The 17770-nt window shown below is 68.2% G+C and carries 16 protein-coding genes; 11 read left to right on the top strand and 5 right to left on the bottom strand.

The window, feature by feature from the left end:
* Positions 1 to 108 precede the first annotated feature (108 nt).
* A complete protein-coding gene (locus ACTU3I_RS04745) occupies positions 109 to 1866 on the top strand; it encodes a CocE/NonD family hydrolase (RefSeq protein ID WP_442924484.1) in 1758 nt (585 codons plus the stop codon).
* Entirely contained in the window at positions 1863 to 3209 is a 1347-nt protein-coding gene (locus ACTU3I_RS04740) for an amidohydrolase family protein (protein ID WP_442924483.1), read from the top strand. Before ACTU3I_RS04745 ends, ACTU3I_RS04740 begins: the two co-directional genes overlap by 4 nt.
* A gap of 77 nt (positions 3210 to 3286) precedes the next feature.
* Here ACTU3I_RS04740 and ACTU3I_RS04735 read toward each other — a convergent pair whose 3' ends face one another.
* Positions 3287 to 4498 carry a sugar ABC transporter substrate-binding protein gene (locus tag ACTU3I_RS04735; RefSeq protein ID WP_442924482.1) on the bottom strand — a complete coding sequence of 404 codons (1212 nt, stop codon included), beginning with the start codon at positions 4496 to 4498 and terminating at the stop codon, positions 3287 to 3289.
* 234 nt (positions 4499 to 4732) lie between these two features.
* Here ACTU3I_RS04735 and ACTU3I_RS04730 point away from each other — a divergent pair, with 234 nt between their 5' ends.
* The 5 genes from ACTU3I_RS04730 (at position 4733) to ACTU3I_RS04710 (ending at position 10773) form a co-directional block, all read left to right on the top strand.
* Positions 4733 to 5788, top strand: a complete 1056-nt coding sequence (locus ACTU3I_RS04730) for an alpha/beta fold hydrolase (RefSeq protein WP_442924481.1) — start codon at positions 4733 to 4735, stop codon at positions 5786 to 5788.
* 116 nt (positions 5789 to 5904) lie between these two features.
* Complete coding sequence (locus ACTU3I_RS04725) at positions 5905 to 7470, top strand: carboxyl transferase domain-containing protein (RefSeq protein ID WP_442924480.1); 1566 nt, start codon at positions 5905 to 5907, stop codon at positions 7468 to 7470.
* A 5-nt stretch (positions 7471 to 7475) separates the two neighbouring features.
* Complete coding sequence (locus ACTU3I_RS04720; protein ID WP_442924479.1) at positions 7476 to 9491, top strand: acetyl/propionyl/methylcrotonyl-CoA carboxylase subunit alpha; 2016 nt, start codon at positions 7476 to 7478, stop codon at positions 9489 to 9491.
* Entirely contained in the window at positions 9488 to 9985 is a 498-nt protein-coding gene (locus ACTU3I_RS04715) for a MaoC family dehydratase (RefSeq protein WP_442924478.1), read from the top strand. The genes ACTU3I_RS04720 and ACTU3I_RS04715 overlap by 4 nt, the downstream gene beginning before the upstream one ends.
* Positions 9985 to 10773 (top strand): HpcH/HpaI aldolase/citrate lyase family protein, encoded by a 789-nt coding sequence (locus tag ACTU3I_RS04710; protein WP_442924477.1) that lies wholly within the window; start codon positions 9985 to 9987, stop codon positions 10771 to 10773. The genes ACTU3I_RS04715 and ACTU3I_RS04710 overlap by 1 nt, the downstream gene beginning before the upstream one ends.
* Here the strand turns inward: ACTU3I_RS04710 and ACTU3I_RS04705 are convergent.
* The gene (locus tag ACTU3I_RS04705; protein WP_442924476.1) at positions 10766 to 11362 is read right to left on the bottom strand and encodes a TetR/AcrR family transcriptional regulator; all 597 of its coding nucleotides are present in this window, start codon (positions 11360 to 11362) and stop codon (positions 10766 to 10768) included. The two genes, ACTU3I_RS04710 and ACTU3I_RS04705, sit on opposite strands and share 8 nt — an antisense overlap.
* A 50-nt stretch (positions 11363 to 11412) precedes the next feature.
* The gene (locus tag ACTU3I_RS04700; RefSeq protein WP_442924475.1) at positions 11413 to 11802 is read right to left on the bottom strand and encodes a winged helix-turn-helix transcriptional regulator; all 390 of its coding nucleotides are present in this window, start codon (positions 11800 to 11802) and stop codon (positions 11413 to 11415) included.
* A gap of 91 nt (positions 11803 to 11893) precedes the next feature.
* On the opposite strand from ACTU3I_RS04700, the gene ACTU3I_RS04695 reads away from it, so the two are divergent.
* From ACTU3I_RS04695 to ACTU3I_RS04685, 3 genes are read left to right on the top strand one after another with little or no spacing between them, the layout of a single operon-like run.
* Positions 11894 to 12541: an NAD(P)-dependent oxidoreductase gene (locus ACTU3I_RS04695; RefSeq protein ID WP_442924474.1), complete on the top strand. Its 648-nt coding sequence runs from the start codon at positions 11894 to 11896 to the stop codon at positions 12539 to 12541.
* A 21-nt stretch (positions 12542 to 12562) separates the two neighbouring features.
* Positions 12563 to 13489 carry an ABC transporter substrate-binding protein gene (locus tag ACTU3I_RS04690; protein WP_442924473.1) on the top strand — a complete coding sequence of 309 codons (927 nt, stop codon included), beginning with the start codon at positions 12563 to 12565 and terminating at the stop codon, positions 13487 to 13489.
* The gene (locus ACTU3I_RS04685; protein ID WP_442924472.1) at positions 13486 to 14526 is read left to right on the top strand and encodes an FAD-binding oxidoreductase; all 1041 of its coding nucleotides are present in this window, start codon (positions 13486 to 13488) and stop codon (positions 14524 to 14526) included. Before ACTU3I_RS04690 ends, ACTU3I_RS04685 begins: the two co-directional genes overlap by 4 nt.
* A 192-nt stretch (positions 14527 to 14718) precedes the next feature.
* Here the strand turns inward: ACTU3I_RS04685 and ACTU3I_RS04680 are convergent, their stop codons facing one another.
* Positions 14719 to 15090 carry a hypothetical protein gene (locus ACTU3I_RS04680; protein WP_442924471.1) on the bottom strand — a complete coding sequence of 124 codons (372 nt, stop codon included), beginning with the start codon at positions 15088 to 15090 and terminating at the stop codon, positions 14719 to 14721.
* A gap of 416 nt (positions 15091 to 15506) precedes the next feature.
* Here ACTU3I_RS04680 and ACTU3I_RS04675 point away from each other — a divergent pair, with 416 nt between their 5' ends.
* The gene (locus ACTU3I_RS04675; protein WP_442924470.1) at positions 15507 to 16316 is read left to right on the top strand and encodes an alpha/beta fold hydrolase; all 810 of its coding nucleotides are present in this window, start codon (positions 15507 to 15509) and stop codon (positions 16314 to 16316) included.
* A 75-nt stretch (positions 16317 to 16391) separates the two neighbouring features.
* Here ACTU3I_RS04675 and ACTU3I_RS04670 read toward each other — a convergent pair whose 3' ends face one another.
* A complete protein-coding gene (locus tag ACTU3I_RS04670) occupies positions 16392 to 17708 on the bottom strand; it encodes an MFS transporter (protein WP_442924469.1) in 1317 nt (438 codons plus the stop codon).
* Between the last annotated feature and the right edge of the window lie 62 nt (positions 17709 to 17770).

Here is a 17770-nt window from a genome sequence, read left to right as displayed (position 1 = left end):
TCTTCCCTGATCCCCCCAAGTATGGAAGGGATGAGCCGGCAGCGGTGTCGCTGGCGGCTCCCGCGTTCGAGCGATGTGGATCGAGACGGCGAGGAAAGGACTCTTTTCATGACGGAAGCCCGCGACAGCGCCTGGCCCAAGACGGTGGTCGAGGACGGGATGCGCATCATCTACAACGTGTCGTTGGCCATGGCCGACGGCGCGGTGCAACGCGCCGACCTGTACTTGCCCATCGAGGACGGCCGCTATCCCGTGATCGCGAGCCTGGGCGCCTACGGCAAGAACCATCCGTTCCAGGACCCGCCGTACACCGAGCTGTGGAACCAGCTGATCGAGAAATACCCGGAGGTGCTCGCTTCGTCCACGGGCCGCCACATGTCGTGGGAGGTGCCCGACCCCGAGCGCTGGGTGCAGTTCGGCTACGCCGTGCTGCGCATCGACTCCCGTGGAGCCGGCTGGTCCGAAGGGTTCATGAACACCCACTCGCACCAGGAGTCCGTCGACTACAAGGAGTGGATCGAGTGGGCCGCGCGCCAGCCGTGGAGCAACGGCAAGGTCGGGCTATCCGGAATCTCCTACTTCGCGGTGAACCAATGGCTGGTCTCGACGATGCAGCCGGAGGGCCTGGCGGCGCTGTGCATCTGGGAGGGAGCTTCCGACTGGTACCGAGAGACCAACTACCACGGAGGGATCCCCACGGATTTCCTCGGCAACTGGTTCTCGGCTCAGGCGCGCATCGTGCAGCACGGTCTCGGCTCGCGCGGACCGCGCAACCCTTACAACGGGATGAACATCGCCGGCGACGTGGAACTCACGGACGAGGAGCTCGCCGCGAACCGCATGGAGGTCGCCGAGTCGATCCGCAGTCATCCCTTCGACGGCGAGTTCTGGCGGCTGCGTTCGACTGACCACTCCCTCGTGCACACGCCCCTCCTCTCAGCCGGCAACTGGGGCGGCGCCGGTCTGCATGGACGCAGTAATCCGCGGGGGTTCGCGCTCGCCGCATCCGAGTCCAAGTACCTCGAGATGCACGGCGGCGATCACTGGACCCTCTACTACTCCGACTACGGCCTAGACATCCAGAAGCGCTTCTTCGACTTCTACCTGAAGGGCGAAGGCGACTTCGACAGCACGCAGCCCCCGGTGCAGCTGCAGGTCCGTCACCCGGGCGAGAAGTTCGTCAAGCGCGCCGAGAGCGAGTGGCCGATCGCCCGCACCGAGTGGACGCCGCTGTATCTCGTGCCCGGAACACGGCAGCTGCAATGGAGTGCGCCGGGCGAGGAGACCAGCGCCACCTACGAAGCGCTAGGCGAGGGCCTCACGTTGCGTTCGGAGCCGTTCACGCAGGAGCTGGAGTTCACCGGACCGGTGACGGCGACTCTTTTCATCTCGTCGGACACGACGGATGCCGATATCTTCGCGGTGCTGCACCTGTTCGATCCGTCAGGGGCCGAGGTGCATTTCCAGGGCGCCAACGAGCCGAACGCTCCGATCGGTCAGGGGTGGCTGCGCGCATCGCATCGCCGGGTCGACCCGGATAAGTCGCTGCCGTGGCAGCCATTCCACCCCCACCTGGAGGAGGAGCCGCTCACGCCGGGTGAGATCTACGAGCTCGAGGTGGAGATCTGGCCCACGTCGATCGTGGTGCCGCCGGGCTACAGCATCGGCTTCTCGGTGCTCGGTCGCGACTACGACAACGGCAAAGAGCCGGTCGGCTCCCACATCGGTCCCCGGATGCGGGGCAGCGCGTTCTTCCTACACCCCGATCGCGGGGACAAGTATGACAACCACGTGACCGTGTACGGCGGGTCGGAGCATCCCTCGCGTGTCATTCTGCCGAAGATCCCGCCGAAGAACGGCGAATGATGGGCACCGTCCTCATCCGTGGGGGCGTCGTCGTCCCCATGACGTCGCCGGACGACGTCCCGGCCGTCGCCGACATCCTCGTCGTCGACGGCCGCATCGCGCAGATCGCCCCGGACCTTCCGGTCGGGGGCGATCAGCGCGTCATAGACGCAACGGGCACCGCAGTCCTCCCCGGCCTCGTCGACGGTCATCGGCACCTCTGGTACACGCCGCTGCGGGCGACCGCGATGGACCACGGCATCCTCGATCTGTCCGAGATCCTGTGGGAGCAGGTCGGGCCGCGCATCACGGCCACCGACATGTACGCGGCGACCCGGGCCGGCATCCTGGACGCGCTCGACCACGGCATCACCACCGTCGTCGACTACTGCCATGCCGTGAACACTCCGGACCATGCGATCGCTGCCGTGCGTGCGCACGCGGAACTGCCGGGACGCGCCCTGTTCGGCTACGGACCGGCCATCACCGAGAAGTTCGCCGATCCGGCCCGCCCCTCGGACTGGTCGCACGCCGCCGACCTCATCGCCTCCGCGCGCGGAACAATGCCCGACCGGATCTCCTTCGCCCTCGCGATCCAGAACCCTGCTGCATCCACGCGGTCTCGCTTCGAGACCGACGTGCACACCGCGCGCGAATGGGGCATCCCCGTGATCACCCACATCGCCTCTCGCGGCGGCGGCAAGCCGGAGCGGGAGGTGCAGCAGATCCACGAGTGGGGTCTGCTCGGGGCGGACCTCCACTTCTCGCACTGCTGCGCGTCGACGACGACCGAGTTGGAGCTGATGCGGGAGGCGGGGACGAGCGTCACCGTCTCGCCGATGGCGGAGTCCTGGCTAGGAATCGCCGTCCCGCCGATACGACGCATGCAGAACGCCGGCCTGGCGCCGTCGGTCGGCGCGGATGCCGTATGCAGCTCGAGCGGAGACCTGTTCGAGGAGGCGCGGGCGGGCCTGCTGGCCTCGCGGCTCGTTTCTATTCAGGAGGTCAACGCCACCGGACGACCAGCAGGCGTCGCTGCTGACATCCCTATGAGCACGTACGACGCGCTGGCGAGCATCACCTCGCGCGGCGCCGCGGCTGCGGGGCTCTCGGAGGAGGTGGGTCAGCTCCGGGTCGGGATGCGAGCGGACGTCATCCTGGTGCAGCTCCCCGACGACGACCTGCTGCCCGACGAGGTGATCCCGTGGATCGTGTCCACCGCTCACGGGTCGAACGTCAACGCGGTTCTCGTCGACGGGAAGATCGTCAAGGAGCGGAAGCGGCTCGTCGGGATCGACCGCGAGGAGATCACCGCAGGCCTGCGCCTCGCGCGCAACTCGATGCTCCGCGACGATCGACCCTGACACCAACGCTCTCACTGGCACAGAACCGCAAAGGGCCGGGTCCATGACGGACCCGGCCCTCCGTTCGTCGGTGGGGCCTACTGCACGCCCCAGCTCTTGAGGTAGACCTCCTGGAAGTCGATCGGCGGGTCGTAGTCCTCGCCGTCCGGCATCATGTTGTGGTCCTTGTCGACCATGCGAAACCCGATGCCCTGGGGGACCGGGTCCTCACCGTTGAAGAAGCGGTTGATCGTGTCAACGGTTCCCCAGGCGAGCCACCGCGCGCTGGAGGCGGGGTCGGCGGTCAGACCCCCGTTCTCGCGGATGAGCTGCAGCGCGGGGGCGTACCCCTCACCGGCGACGACGACCATCGAGTCCTGACGACCGGCGTCGACGATCGCCTTCGAGAGCCCGGACTGCGTTGCAGAGCTGTCGAAATTGAGGATCGCGGCGTTGGCCTCAGGGTGCTGAGCGAGAGTCGTGCGGAAGCGCTGCTCGAACGCGCCGCCGGCGGCCGAGTCGGCGCCGGTAGTCTCCACGACGGCTACGACCTCGCATCCGCGGCACTTCTCGAGCATGTCCATCTGCCCTTCGTACTGGTACTGCCCGAAGAGTCCGGTGTGCTTGGTCTGAATGATCTTGGCGTCGCCCTGCGTCGCGTTGATGACGTAGGCGGCCTGCATCTGCCCCCACTGATAGAAGAACGCGCCAGCAGTCTTGGCGTCCTCGTTGAACTGCAGGTTCACGAAGAGCGGCTCGCCCGGCCCATCGGTGTTCTTCGGGTCGTCGCAGTCCGCGGCCTGGATGTTGAAAACCGGGATGCCCGCAGCCTTGGCCTCCTCCAGCGGCTGCAGGATCGAGGCGCAGTCCACACCGTGGCTGACGATCGCGTCCGGTTTCAGGGCGATCGCCTGCCGGATGCCGTTGGCCCACCCGTTGTTCGCGTTGAGCGCGCCGTCCACGATCTGGTAGTCCCAGCCGATCTGCTCGGCGATGTTCGCCATCTCGTTCGGCGGACCCGCGCAACCCGGAGAAGCCTGGCCGCACGAGACGAACACCACCTTCTTCGCCTCCGCGAGCGGGGGGCCGCTGGTGGGCGGCTCGCCCTCGGTCGAGGCGTACAGCTCGTTCAGAGTCGGGACCCCAGGTGCGTACTCCTTGTCGGGGTCGGCCGCGGTGATCGTGCCGCCCGTGGACGGGCTGGCCGAGCTCGATCCCCCCGAACACCCAGCGAGCAGGAGCGCGGCGAGCGCGAGCGCTCCCCCGGCCGCGACGACCGCCCTCGAGCGTCGTGCTATGAAGAACGTCATTGTTTCTCTCCCGTCTAACTGCAGGTCACTGATTGCGTTGCGGACTGGTGCAAGTGGCCTCACGCATGGCCGATCGTCTTTAATCGGCCCTTCAGTGACTCCATGGTGTGCCCAGTCCCCGCCGGGCACCATGTGTCTTCCACCATAATTTCAGTGGCCGCCATAGGAAGTTGCACATTGAGTGGACGACCGCGGATGCGGAGGATGGCCTCAACCGATGGAGGTGTCGCCCCGATGATATTCACCCGAACTCTGACCGTCCGCCAGGGCCCGATTCACGTCTACGAGAAGGGGAGCGGACCACTCGTGCTCCTTCTGCACGGATTTCCCGAGGTCGGGTATTCCTGGCGCCGGCAACTGACGCCGCTTGCGGACGCCGGCTATCGCGCGGTCGCTCCGGACCTCCCCGGATATGGACATTCCTACATCCCGGAGGAGGTGACCGGGTACGCGATCACGGAGATCGTCGACGCGCTGGCCGGGCTCGTCACCGCGCTCGGCGCGGAGAACGCCGTCGTGGTCGGTCACGACTGGGGCGCACCCATCGCATGGACCTGCGCCTGGACGAGACCGGAAGTATTCCGCGCGGTGATGGCGGTGGGCAATCCTTTCGGGGGCAGGGGAATCTTCGCCCTTCCGGGAAACACTCTCGGCGAGCGGCGGCCCAGCGAGGTGGGGCGCGCGATCGCCGGAGACGACCTGGTGTGGTACGCCGAGTACTTCCAGGAGCCCGGGGTGGCCGAGCGAGAGTTCGACGAGGACCCGCGAGGCTTCCTGACGGACGTGTACTACGGCTTCTCCGGCACTCGCGGCCTCGACCACGGTACGCCACCCCCCGACCTCAGCTTTTTCGACCGCCATCCGGAGTCCATCGTCCCGCTCCTGCGTACGACGGGGCTGTGCCTTCAGCCCGGCGAGAGGCTGCGCGATCGCTGCGAGACCCCGGAGCGCCTGCCTGCCTGGCTGACCGCCGAGGATCTCGATCATTACGTCGCGGAGTTCGAGCACTCCGGGATGAGCGGGGCGTACGGCTACTACCGCGCGCTCGACCTCGACTGGGAGCTGCTCGGGCCCTATGCGGGTACACCGGTCAGTGTCCCCGCCTTCTTCGTCGGCGCCGACCGCGACGCGCCCACGATGTGGGCCCGGAAGGCCATCGCCGATCTCCCCGTCAACGTGCCGCAGTTGCGCGGCATCCGCATCATGAGCGACTGCGGGCACTGGATCGCCCAGGAAAAGTCTGAGGAGTTCACCGCGACCCTGCTCGACTTCCTCTCCTCCCTCGATTGAGCCGCGCTTCAGGGCGGGGGTCATGCCGTCTTGTCATTTGGATTACTGATCAGTAACCTTGCGTTGATTACTGACCAGTAACCGAACTGCATCTCATGGATACCCGAGGGGGCACAATGCCCGAGACGGTCGCAACCTACGACGGTCTGATCCGCGAACTGCGCGAGCGGCGCGCTCAGATCGCAGCCGGCGGACCCGAGGCGGCCCGGCACCGGCACGGCGCGCGCGGCAAGCTCCTCGCACGCGAACGGGTCGATGTGCTGCTGGACCGGGGCAGCCCCTTCCTCGAGGTGGCGCCGCTCGCCGCATTCGGCATGTACGGCGGTGACGCGCCGGCCGGCGGCGTCATCGCGGGGATCGGTCTCGTCCACGGGCGCCAGGTGATGGTGGTCGCCAACGACGCCACTGTCAAGGGTGGCACCTACTATCCGATCACCGTGAAGAAGCACCTGCGCGCGCAGGAGATCGCGGCGGAGAACCGACTGCCGTGCGTGTACCTGGTGGACTCCGGCGGCGCCTTCCTCCCGCTGCAAGACGAGGTGTTCCCCGACCGGGATCACTTCGGACGCATCTTCTACAACCAGGCGCGGATGTCGCGGGACGGGATCCCTCAGATCGCCGCGGTTCTCGGCTCCAGCACGGCGGGCGGCGCATACGTGCCGGCGATGAGTGACGAGACCGTCATCGTGCGCAACCAAGGGACGATCTTCCTCGGCGGCCCGCCGCTGGTGAAGGCGGCCACGGGAGAGGTCGTGTCGGCGGAAGATCTCGGCGGAGGTCTCGTCCACACGCGGGTCTCCGGCGTCGCCGATCACCTCGCCGAGAACGACGAGCACGCGCTGCAGATCGTGCGGGAAATCGTCGCGACGCTTCCCGAGAGCCCCGATCCTCGCGAGGCGCCGGCGCAGTCCCGGCCACCGGCGGTTGTGGACCCGCCGCTGCGCGAGGTCGTCCCGGTCGAGCTCACCGTCCCGTACGACGCCCACCAGATCATCGACCGGATCGTGGACGAGGGATCCTTCCACGAGTTCAAGCCCGACTACGGCACGACCCTCATCACCGGCTTCGCGCGCATCGAGGGCCACCGCGTCGGGATTGTGGCGAACAACGGCGTGCTCTTCGGAGAATCGGCGTTGAAGGGCGCGCATTTCATCGAACTGTGCGACCAGCGTGCAGTGCCGTTGGTGTTCCTGCAGAACATCACCGGCTTCATGGTGGGTGAGGAGTACGAGCGCGGTGGGATCGCCAAGCACGGCGCGAAGATGGTCAACGCCGTCGCGTGCGCCTCCGTGCCCAAGCTCACCGTTGTCGTCGGCGGCTCCTTCGGCGCCGGGACGTACTCGATGTGCGGTCGCGCCTACTCTCCCCGGTTCCTCTGGATCTGGCCCGGCGCGCGTGTGTCCGTCATGGGCGGCCCGCAAGCCGCCTCCGTGCTGTCCACCGTCCGACGCGATCAGATCGAAGCCGCCGGGGGCATCTGGAGCGCGGAGGAGCAGGCCGAGTTCGAAGCCCCGATCCGCGCTCAGTACGAAACGCAGGGCAACCCGTACTACTCCACCGCCCGACTGTGGGACGACGGGATCATCGAACCCGACGAGACGAGACAGGTCCTCGCCCTGGCTCTGGACGTCTGCGCGCGCACGCCCGTGGAACGTTCCGGGTACGGCGTGTTCCGGATGTGAGTGCCATGAACAGTTCCTCCGACAGCATTTCGTTCGCCACCGTCCTCGTTGCCAACCGAGGCGAGATCGCGTGCCGGGTCATCCGCACCCTCCACTCCCTCGGCATCCGGGCCGTCGCCGTCTTCAGCGACGCCGACGCCGACGCGCTGCACGTGCGGCTCGCCGACGCCGCTGTGCGCCTCGGTCCGGCCCCCGCCGCCGAGAGCTACCTCGACATGGCGGCGATCATCGCGGCGGCGCGCGCGACCGGCGCGCAAGCCATCCATCCGGGTTACGGCTTCCTCGCCGAGAGCGCCGCCTTCGCCGAAGCCTGCGCCGAGGCGGGGATCGTCTTCGTCGGCCCGGGAGTGGAAGCCATCCGGACCATGGGCGACAAGATCGCCGCCAAGCTCGCGGTGCAGCAGCGCGACGTCCCCACCGTGCCGGGCGTCGCGCGCCCCGGAATGAGCGACGCCGAACTGCTCGAGGCCGCGGAGTCCGTCGGTTACCCGCTCCTCATCAAGCCGTCAGCCGGCGGCGGCGGCAAGGGCATGCACGTCGTCGAGCAGCCGGCCGAGCTCGTTCCGGGGCTGCAGGCCGCCCGCCGTGAGGCCGCGGCGAGCTTCGGCGACGACACGCTGTTTCTCGAGCGGTACGTCAGCAACCCGCGCCACATCGAGGTACAGGTCCTCGCCGACCAGCACGGCAACGTCATCCACCTGGGCGAGCGGGAGTGCTCGCTGCAGCGCCGGCACCAGAAGGTCATCGAAGAGGCACCGTCGCCGCTGCTGGACGCCGCAACTCGGGAGCGGATCGGACAGGCCGCATGCGAGACCGCGCGCAGCGTCGCCTACGAGGGCGCCGGCACCGTCGAGTTCATCGTGTCCGCGGAGCACCCGGACGAGTTCTTCTTCATGGAAATGAACACCCGCCTGCAGGTCGAGCACCCCGTGACCGAGGAGGTCACCGGCATCGACCTCGTCGAGGAGCAGGTGCGCATCGCGGCCGGCGAGCCTCTGAGATGGACGCAGTCGGATGTCCGGATCGAGGGGCACTCGATCGAAGCCCGCGTATACGCCGAGGATCCGCAGGAAGGCTTCCTGCCCACCGGCGGACGCGTCGGCGCCGTCCGGCATCCGGCGGGCACCGGGGTCCGGGTGGACACCTCGCTTTACGCGGGGTTGCAGGTCTCCATCGACTACGACCCGATGCTCGCCAAGATCATCGCGACGGGGCCGACGCGGGAGGTCGCGCTCCAGCGCCTCGTGCAGGCGCTGCGCGACACCGCCGTCTTCGGGTTCGCGACCAACCTCGAGTTCCTCCGGTTGCTGCTGGAGATCCCCGAGGTCCGCGCGGGGGATCTGGACACGGGGCTCATCGCTCGCACCGTCGGGCAGCTCTCCTTTGCCGAGGCATCCGAGCGGGAGCTACTCGAAGCCGCGCTCGTGCTCGACGCGCACTCGCGCCGGGACGCCGCGGCGTGGAGCCGCCGGGACGGTTGGCGGATGGGAGGCCTGCGCGCCGTCCGCCGGTACCGGCTCGCCACCTCCACCGGAACGCACATCGTCGAACTCGTCACGCAGGACGACGGCGGGACCGCCGTCGTCCGCGATGGCACCACGCTGCCAGCCCGTCTGACACCCGGCGACGGGAGCTCGTTCACGATCGGCATCGACGGCTGGGTGCGGCGTGTGGCGGCGTGGGTGTCCGGCCCCGGCGTGGAGCTGACCGTTGACGGCGCTCGCTTCGTCTTTGTGGAGGAGGCGCAGAGCCACCGCGCCGAGTCGGAGACGGCGAGCGATCCGGTGATCGCGTCCCCCATGCCCGGGACAGTCGTGCTCCTGCGGGCCGCTGACGGCGCCCACGTGGATGCCGGCGATCCGGTGCTCGTCGTGGAGGCAATGAAGATGGAACACGTTCTCACCTCCCCGGTGGCCGGCACGGTGCGGATGCGGGCCGTGGTCGGCGATCGGGTCGCCCGCGGCCAGGCCCTCGCCGTGATCGATACGCACGCCGAGGCGCCGGAGGACGTGCCGGCATGAGTGGACAACGGTTCGTTCAGCGCGGGCTGTACTTCGACGAGCTCGTCGAGGGTGCGATATACGCGCACAGCCCGGGCCGGACGGTGACAGAGGCCGACAACGTCCTGTTCACGACGCTCACCATGAACACGCAGTCGCTCCATCTTGATGCCGCGTGGGCGGCAGACACGGAGTTCGGCGAGCGGCTGGTGAACAGCATGTTCACACTGTCCACCCTCGTCGGTCTGTCCGTCGCCCAACTCACGCAAGGCACGATCGTGGCGAACCTCGGATTCAGCGCCGTGCGATTCCCGGCGCCAGTGCGGCTCGGCGACACCCTATACGCCGAGACGCTCGTCCTCTCCAAGCGACTGTCCTCCTCCCGCCCGGGGCAAGGAGTCGTCGAGTTCGCCCACACCATGCGCAACGCGACCGGCAGCGTTGTGGCCGAGGCGACGCGTCAAGCCCTGATGCTGGTCTCGCCCGAGGCCCGCGACGGCCACACGGAGGCCTGATGATCCACGGACCGTCCCTTCTGTTTTGCCCGGGTGATCGACCCGAACGCTACCGCAAGGCCGCCGATATGGCGGACTCGGTGATCCTGGATCTCGAAGACGCCGTCGCCCCCGCCGACAAGGCCGGTGCGCGCCGCGCGTTCGTCGAGAACCCCTTGGACCCCGACCGCACCATCGTGCGGATCAACCCGGCCGGTTCGCCTGATCAAGAGCAGGATCTCGCCGCCCTGGCTGATACGCCGTATCGCACCGTGATACTGGCCAAGGCGGAGGATCCGCGACAGCTCGACGCGCTCGCCGGGTATCGGGTGATCGCCCTGTGCGAGACGGCGCGCGGGGTAGCGCACGCCGGCACGATCGCCGCGCATTCGGCGACCGTGGCGCTCATGTGGGGGGCGGAGGATCTGCTCGCGAGTCTCGGCGGTCGCTCTAGCAGAGCCGCGGACGGAACCTATCGCGACGTGGCGCGCACAGCCCGCGCGAACGTCCTGCTGGCCGCGGGTGCGGCGGGCGTCGCCGCGATCGACGGGGTGCACCTGGACATCCCCGACCTGAACGGGCTCCGCGCGGAAGCGGAGGATGCCGCCACATCCGGGTTCTCGGCGACCGCCTGCATACACCCGTCGCAGGTCCGCGCGATCCGCGAGGCCTACGCGCCGACCCCGAAGCAGATGGAGTGGGCCCGCGCTGTGCTGGCGGAGGCGGGGCAGCAGGGCGGCGTGTTCCGCTTCCGCGGCCAGATGATCGACGAGCCCGTGCTGCGGCAGGCTCGCGCCTACCTCAGCTGACCCGCACGTCGGCTGCACCCAGAAGCGCGTCCACGGCCATCGCCTGCAGGATGGCGCGCGCGCCGTGGCCGGTCGGGACGGCGCTGTACGGCGTCGAGTTGAGCAGGCCGAACACAGCCAGCAGGCGCGTCTGGCGCTCGGACTCGGGCATGTCCGCGCGCACCTGCGCGAAGATGTGATCCCACTCCTGCACATATCGGCGCTGGAGCTCGCGCACCTGATGATTGACGTCGACGGGAAGCTGGGCAAGTTCGCGGTCCTGGATCCGGATGATGTCGGGGTCGGACGTTGCAAAGTCCAGGTGGAACGAGATCAAGTCGTCCAGCGTCTCCCCCGCCGGCCGCCCAGGCGCCACGATCTCGCGGCACCCGTCCAGCAGCCGCGTGCTCGCCTCGACGAGCACGGCGGCTAGCAGGGCCTCCTTGCTGGGGAAGTAGTTGTACAGCGCCGGGCCGCTCATCCCCACCGCTTCACCGATCTCGACAGTGGAGACCGCGGCGAAGCCGCGCGCGGCGAATAGCCGTGCTGCGGCGCGAAGGATCGATTCCCGGCGATTCGCCTTCTGGATCGCCCGCCAGGTAGGTGCCACGCTTCTCATGCTACGGCCCAGCCGCCGGGGCACATCCGTCGGCTAACGCGTTATTCCACGGCGTCGTAGGCCTCCTGCGCCGCCGCGATATCATCCTCGTGCTCGATCGACCACAGCTGCAGGGCGCGCAGCGGCGCGCACAGGGTGAGCCCGAGGTCGGTAAGCGCGTACTCGACGCGCACCGGCACCTCCGGGTAGACAGTGCGCCGCACGAGGCCGTCGCGCTCCAGCCCGCGCAGTGTCTGCGTGAGCATCTTCTGGGAGACACCCTCGATGCGACGCCGCAGCGCCGAGAACCGCGCGTCGCCCTCGCTGAGGATGCCGACGACGAGCATGGTCCACCGATCGCCGACGCGATCGAGGATGCGTCGCGTGGCGCAGTCCGCCGCATACGGGTTCCCCCGGGTATCCGTGGTCTCTGACAGTGCAGTGGTTACCATGAAGTGCCTTCTTCCCGATGGAGGGCTGCTCTCCTATGGTAATCACGGTCGACCGAATCGACCAGGGTTTCGCTAACCAGAAGGAGTTCCCATGTCGCGCATTGCTGTCATCGGAGGAACGGGCTACGCCGGCTCCGCGATCGTGGCCGAGGCCGCCGGCCGCGGTCACGAGGTCGTCGCGCTCAGCCGCACCTCGCCCCCCGCCCCCCTCCCGGGTGTGACGTACGTGCAGGGCAACGCCACCGACGAGGCCACCTTGGCCGAGGTCGTCTCCGGCGCCGACGTCGTCGTCGGCGCCCTCTCCCCGCGTGGCCCCATCGCCGAGGTATATCGCGATACCTACCGCACCATCGCCCGCCTCGCGGATGAGGCGGGGGTGCCCCTATACGTCGTCGGCGGGTTCTCGTCGCTGCGACCCGCCGAAGGGGCACCGCGCTTCGTCGAGGACCTCAGCCATGCCCCCGTCGAGTTCCACGAGGAGGTGGTGACGGTCTCCGCGGTCATCACGGACGACCTTCCCGCCACACCCGACTCCTTGGCCTGGGTCTTCGTGAGCCCCGCCGGCCGCTTCGGCTCGTTCGCCCCCGGAGAGCGTCTCGGCCAGTACCGCGTGGGCGGCGACGTCGCTCTCACCCCCGCCGGTGGCGGGGCGATATCCGGTGCCGACTACGCGCTCGGGTTCGTCGACCTCATCGAGCAGGGTGAGCGCCGCCGCGAGCACCTGAACCTGGCGTACTGATCCCGGGAGGAGCGGGCGGTCGTGTCGAATGAGGTCCTGAAGGTCGGCGCCGGCGCGGCGCGGTTCAATTGGCTTCCGGTGTTCGCGGCCGAACGCCTCGGCTACCTGGCCGAAGCCGGTATCGACCTGGAGGTGGTGCGCACCGGAGCGGTCGACAAGGCCACGCGCGCAGTGCTCGAGGGTAGGATCGATCTGGCGATCACTCCGCCCGAGGGCGCGATCCGCAATGCGCTGGACGGCGGCCCACTGCGGATCGTCGCCGGCAACACCGACACGCTGCCGCTGACGCTCGTGTCGCGCCCTGAGCGTCCGAGCATTGCGTCGCTGCGCGGCGCGCGACTCGGCACCTCCTCACTGACGGAGGGCACGGCCCTGTACACCATGGAGATGCTGAGAGCGCACGGCCTGGAGTACCCCGGCGACTACGAGTTCGCGGTGGTGGGGGTGCACCCCGCGCGCTGGGCCGCGCTGCAGGCCGGCGACATCGATGCCGCGGTGCAGCCTCCCCCGCTGAGCTTCGTGGCGATCGATGCTGGCTACCACGACCTCGGCGAGGTCTCGGACTACGTCCGCGCCATCCTGTTCACCTCGGTGATCGCGAACCTCGCCAGGATCGAGGGTCGCGATCAGACGATCACCACATTCTTGCGCGCGGTGCGCCTGGCGACCGTCGACATCTACGCGGGCGCGGCCGACAGCCTGCTCGCGACGATCCTCGTGGAGCTCGGCGAAGCCACCGAGGAGTACGCGCGCCTGGCGGTGGACTACCTGCGCGGCAAGCGGGCGTTCGCGGCGGAGCTGGAGATCCCGGCCGCCGCGCTGGCCACCTCCGCATTGCTCATGACCCGCGCGGGGCTCCTCTCCGCCGCCGAGGCGGAGCGGGCGGATACCGCCGTCGACCGCCGATTTCTCGCGGCGCTGACCGCGGACTCGAGCGCCGTCCGATGAGCGCCGCCGGCCGGCTCGCCCAGCAGCTTCACGGTCTGCTCGGCGAGCGCCTGCTCTTACCGGCAGACGCGGGGTTCGAGAGGTTCGCCGAAGTCGTGTACACGGGTGACCTTCACATACCACGGCTGCTTGCCCGCCCGACCAGGGAGAGCGAGGTCGCCCGCATCGTCGCCGTGGCGGTCGATGCCGACGTGCCGTTCGCGGTGCGAGGCCGCGGCCACAGCTTCGCCCGCCACGGCATCATCGACGATGGTCTCGTAATCGATCTCCGGCTCATGGGCGCCTGCCACATTGACCCGCTCGCACGCGTGGGCACTTCCTCTGCAAGCACCACGACGGGCGCCTACACAACCGCGGCCAGCGCCTTCGGCCTCGCTACGGGCTTCGGGGACCACCCCGACGTCGGCATTCCCGGGCTCGTGCTCGGCGGCGGCTTCGGCTATCTGAGCCGCCGCGACGGGCTGACCATCGACAACCTCCTCGACGCGCGCGTCGTCCTCGCCGACGGCGCGGTCGTGACAGCCTCCGAGGCGCAGCATCCTGAGCTCTTCTGGGCCCTCCGCGGCGGCGGCGGCAACTTCGGGGTGGTCGTCCAGGCGCGGATGCGGCTCGTCGAGGTCGCCCGCATCACGGGCGGGTTCATCGCCTTCGAGCCCGACCCGGCCACCGTCGAGGCGCTGTTCGAGGCCGCCCGCACGGCGCCGGACGAGGTGACGGTGATGATCAACCTCATGAAGGCCCCCCCGGCACCCTTCCTCCCGCCGGAGCGACACGGGAAGCCAATCATCACCGCGCACGTGTGCCATTGCGGCAACCCCGCCGACGCCGCTACAGCGCTGGCGCCGTTACGCAGCGCGGGCCAGGTGGTCGTGGACCTGCTGGGCACACGCCCCTATCCCGAGCTGTTCACACTCGCGATGGATCAGCAGGGCACGCGCACCCTCCGCGCCACCGGCTTCGGCATGGCCCGCGGGAACGCCGACCTCGAGCCGATTCTCGCCGTCATCGCTGATGGGCTGCTGATTCCGCGACCGTGACTCCGCGGGGCCCTGGGATTCGTTCCGAGTGGAGACCTCCGTCGCGAGGGCTCACAGGTGCTCACAGCCGGTTAGGGTCGGGGCGACGGAGATGATCGAGGACGCGGTGCCGGGGATTATGACGGAATCTGCGCGCTGCGAAGCGGGGGTGTTCTCACCCGTGGGGAGGACGCCCCCGCCCAGGGCAGCAAGTCAGTCAGTGATCGCTTCCCGAGGAATAGGCTCAACGGCGTTCGCACTCTCGGCGACGTGAGAGACCTGGCGGCGGCCCGCCATCATGACGACGGTCGCTGCCAAGCCGATGCAGGCCATGACCAGGAAGCCCACGATGTAGCTCTGCATCGTCGCCGGACTGTCGATTGAGCCGCTCTCACCCACGCGCGTGATGATGGCGGTCATGAGGGCCACGCCACTGCCGCTGCCGATGGCACGGATGTTCGGGTTCACGCCGGTCATCACAGCCGTCTGAGTGGGCGGGACATTCTGTACGACGACAGTCGTGAGCGCGGCCAGTACCAGACCGACGCCGAACCGAAGACAATGGCGGCCAAGATGAGTGGCCACACCTCAGAGTGGAACAGGGCTGACAACGTCGCCGGCCCCACCGTTACGAGTGATCCCAGATTACCTGGCTGCGTGCTGTGAGCACGCGAGAGCGGCCCGACCGCGAAGCTGGCGAGCGCCACGGGGATGAAGCATGGGAACGCACACAGGTGCCGTCAGCGCACGCCGGATGGCAGTGAGGATTCTTCGGTCTAGTCGTTCGGATTCATCGCCCAAGAGACTCTGTCGACGCGCATCGGCCCGCAATCGACGGAGGTCTTCCAACTATAGAAATCTGTTCCATATAACGGACGCGCGCTATGCTCAATGAACGTGGATTCAGCATGGACGCTGGAGCCCACCACCGCAGGCCCATCGTCGCGAGATTCGGTTGGCTCTGCGTCTCAGCCCGACACGACAACGAAAGGCGCGCCGCCATGACTCTCATCGACGCGAACGACACACAGCTCTATTACGAGAAGCGGGGGAACGGACCGTCGGTGGTCTTCGTCGCAGGTGCGACCGGCGACGCCTCGCACTTCGCAGAAGTGGCCGAGTTGCTCTCCGACGAGTTCACGACCATCGTCTACGACCGCCGCGGCAATTCTCGGAGCCCCCGGCCGGACGACTGGACCGCTACGAGCCTCGACGAGCAATCCGACGATGTGGCTTCCCTCCTCGAAGCGACCGGGAGCGCACCGGGGATCGCCGTGGGGACGAGCGCGGGCGCCATCATTGTCGGTAATCTGATGCTTACCCGCCCGGACGTGCTGCGAGGTGCGATCCTCCACGAGCCGCCGCTGTTTTGGACCTCACCTGAGTCTGAAGCGGTGCTCGCACACATCGGCCAGATGATCGGCGAAGGATTCGCTGCAGGCGGTCCGGACGGGGCGCTGAACAACTTTTTCCCCTTCGCGATGGGCGAAGCGGGATTCGCGGCCATCCCTGAAGAGCACTACTCGCGATTCCGCCAGAACGCCGAGGTCTTCCTCACCATCGAATCCCCCGCCTTCGCCTGGCGGCCCGACCCCGACGAGCTCCGCCGGGTGACCGTTCCTGCGATCGTCATGGCCGGCGTTGAGGAGCCCACCGCTCTGCACCGCGCCTACCTCGTGGAGGGCTCGCAGTGGCTTGCCGATGCCCTGGGGGCGCCATACCGGGAGGTCGTCGACGGACACGCACCGTACTACAGCAGCCCCACGGCATTCGCCGACCAGCTCCGCGGAAGCCTGCGCGAACTCGCGTGAGCATCGCGTCACCAACACAGCGACGCCAGCCCGCTCGGGCTGGCGTCGCTGTGTTGGTGAGGAGAGCTCAAAGTCTCACGATGCTGTCATGTCCACGTCTCCACGCACGCCGACGCGCGCAAGGTCCACCCCGCGGTTGCTGCGGGCGAGGAACATGACGACGGTCGCCAGCAGGGCGACGGGGAGCATGGCCACGCTGACCCAGAAGGTCGAGCCGCTCCCCGCGGCGACGAGAGTGGCCGCGATCAGCGGGAAGACTCCCGCGAGAACCGACGCGAACTGGAAACCGAGCGAGATTCCGGTGTAGCGCACGGCGGTGGGGAAGATCTCGCTCAGGATCGCCGCCAACGGCGCCGACATGGCCTGCGACATCAGCCCGAAGGCGAGGATGAAGGCCAGGTACACCAGCACGGCAGGCCCAGCCGTGACCATCCAGAACAGCGGGAAGACGAACAGAGCGAAGGCGATCGAGCCGACCAGGTAGATCAGCTTGCGGCCGAATCTGTCGGAGAGGTATCCGTAGACCGGCGCCAGGACGATGGCGAAGAAGTACGAGGTCGTCAGCGCGCCCAGCACCGTGCCGCGATCCTGCCCGGCTCCGGTCGCATATGCCACGGCGAATGACCCGACGATAGCCGTGATCACCGGCGGCGGTAAGGCGATGGCAATCGCGATCAGGACCGCGCGCTTGTGAGAACGCAGTACGTCACGCACGGGCGTGCGCTGCTCCCGACGTCGGCGCGATTCCTCCTCCATTTGCTGAAACAAGGGGCTCTCGTTGATACGCAGTCGCACATACAGCGCGAGGAGGAGCAGCACGAAGCTTGCGAGGAACGGGATACGCCACCCCCAAGCCATCTGCGCTTCAACCGGAAGAAGCGCCACCAGCGCGAGAGCCGCCGATGACAGCGCACCCCCGCTCGCGAGGCCCGCCTGCCCGATCGAGGTGACGAGCCCGCGCCACTTGGGCGGCGCGAACTCGGCCGTCATAAGCGAGGCGCCACCCCATTCGCCTCCCACGGCGAGCCCCTGGAGAACCCGGAGGGTGACCAGGATGAGGGCTGCCCAGCCGCCCACCGCCTCACCCGTGGGAAGCAGCCCGATCGCGCCGCTGGAAAGGCACATGATCAGCAGGGTGGTCAGCAGAACAGGCTTGCGGCCGACACGGTCGCCGAGCCTTCCGAACACCAGACCGCCGAGCGGGCGCGCGATGAACCCCGCCGCGAACGTCGCGAACGAAGCGATCGTGGCCAGTGCCGGGTCGAGATCGGAGAAGAACAACGGCCCGAAGAAGATGGCTGCGGCTGCGCCGTAGAGGATGAAGTCGTACATCTCGACGGTGTTGCCCAGGTACGACGAAAGCGTGACTCGCCGCACCTCGGATGCGGACACCGGACGCCTGTCGGACACGACCGCGGGTTGCGCGGTCGGCAACGATGAATTTCTCTCCATTG

The sequence above is a fragment of the Microbacterium sp. RD1 genome, assembly GCF_052220165.1.
GTDB lineage: Bacteria > Actinomycetota > Actinomycetes > Actinomycetales > Microbacteriaceae > Microbacterium.
This window is presented reverse-complemented; position numbering and strand designations above follow the sequence as displayed.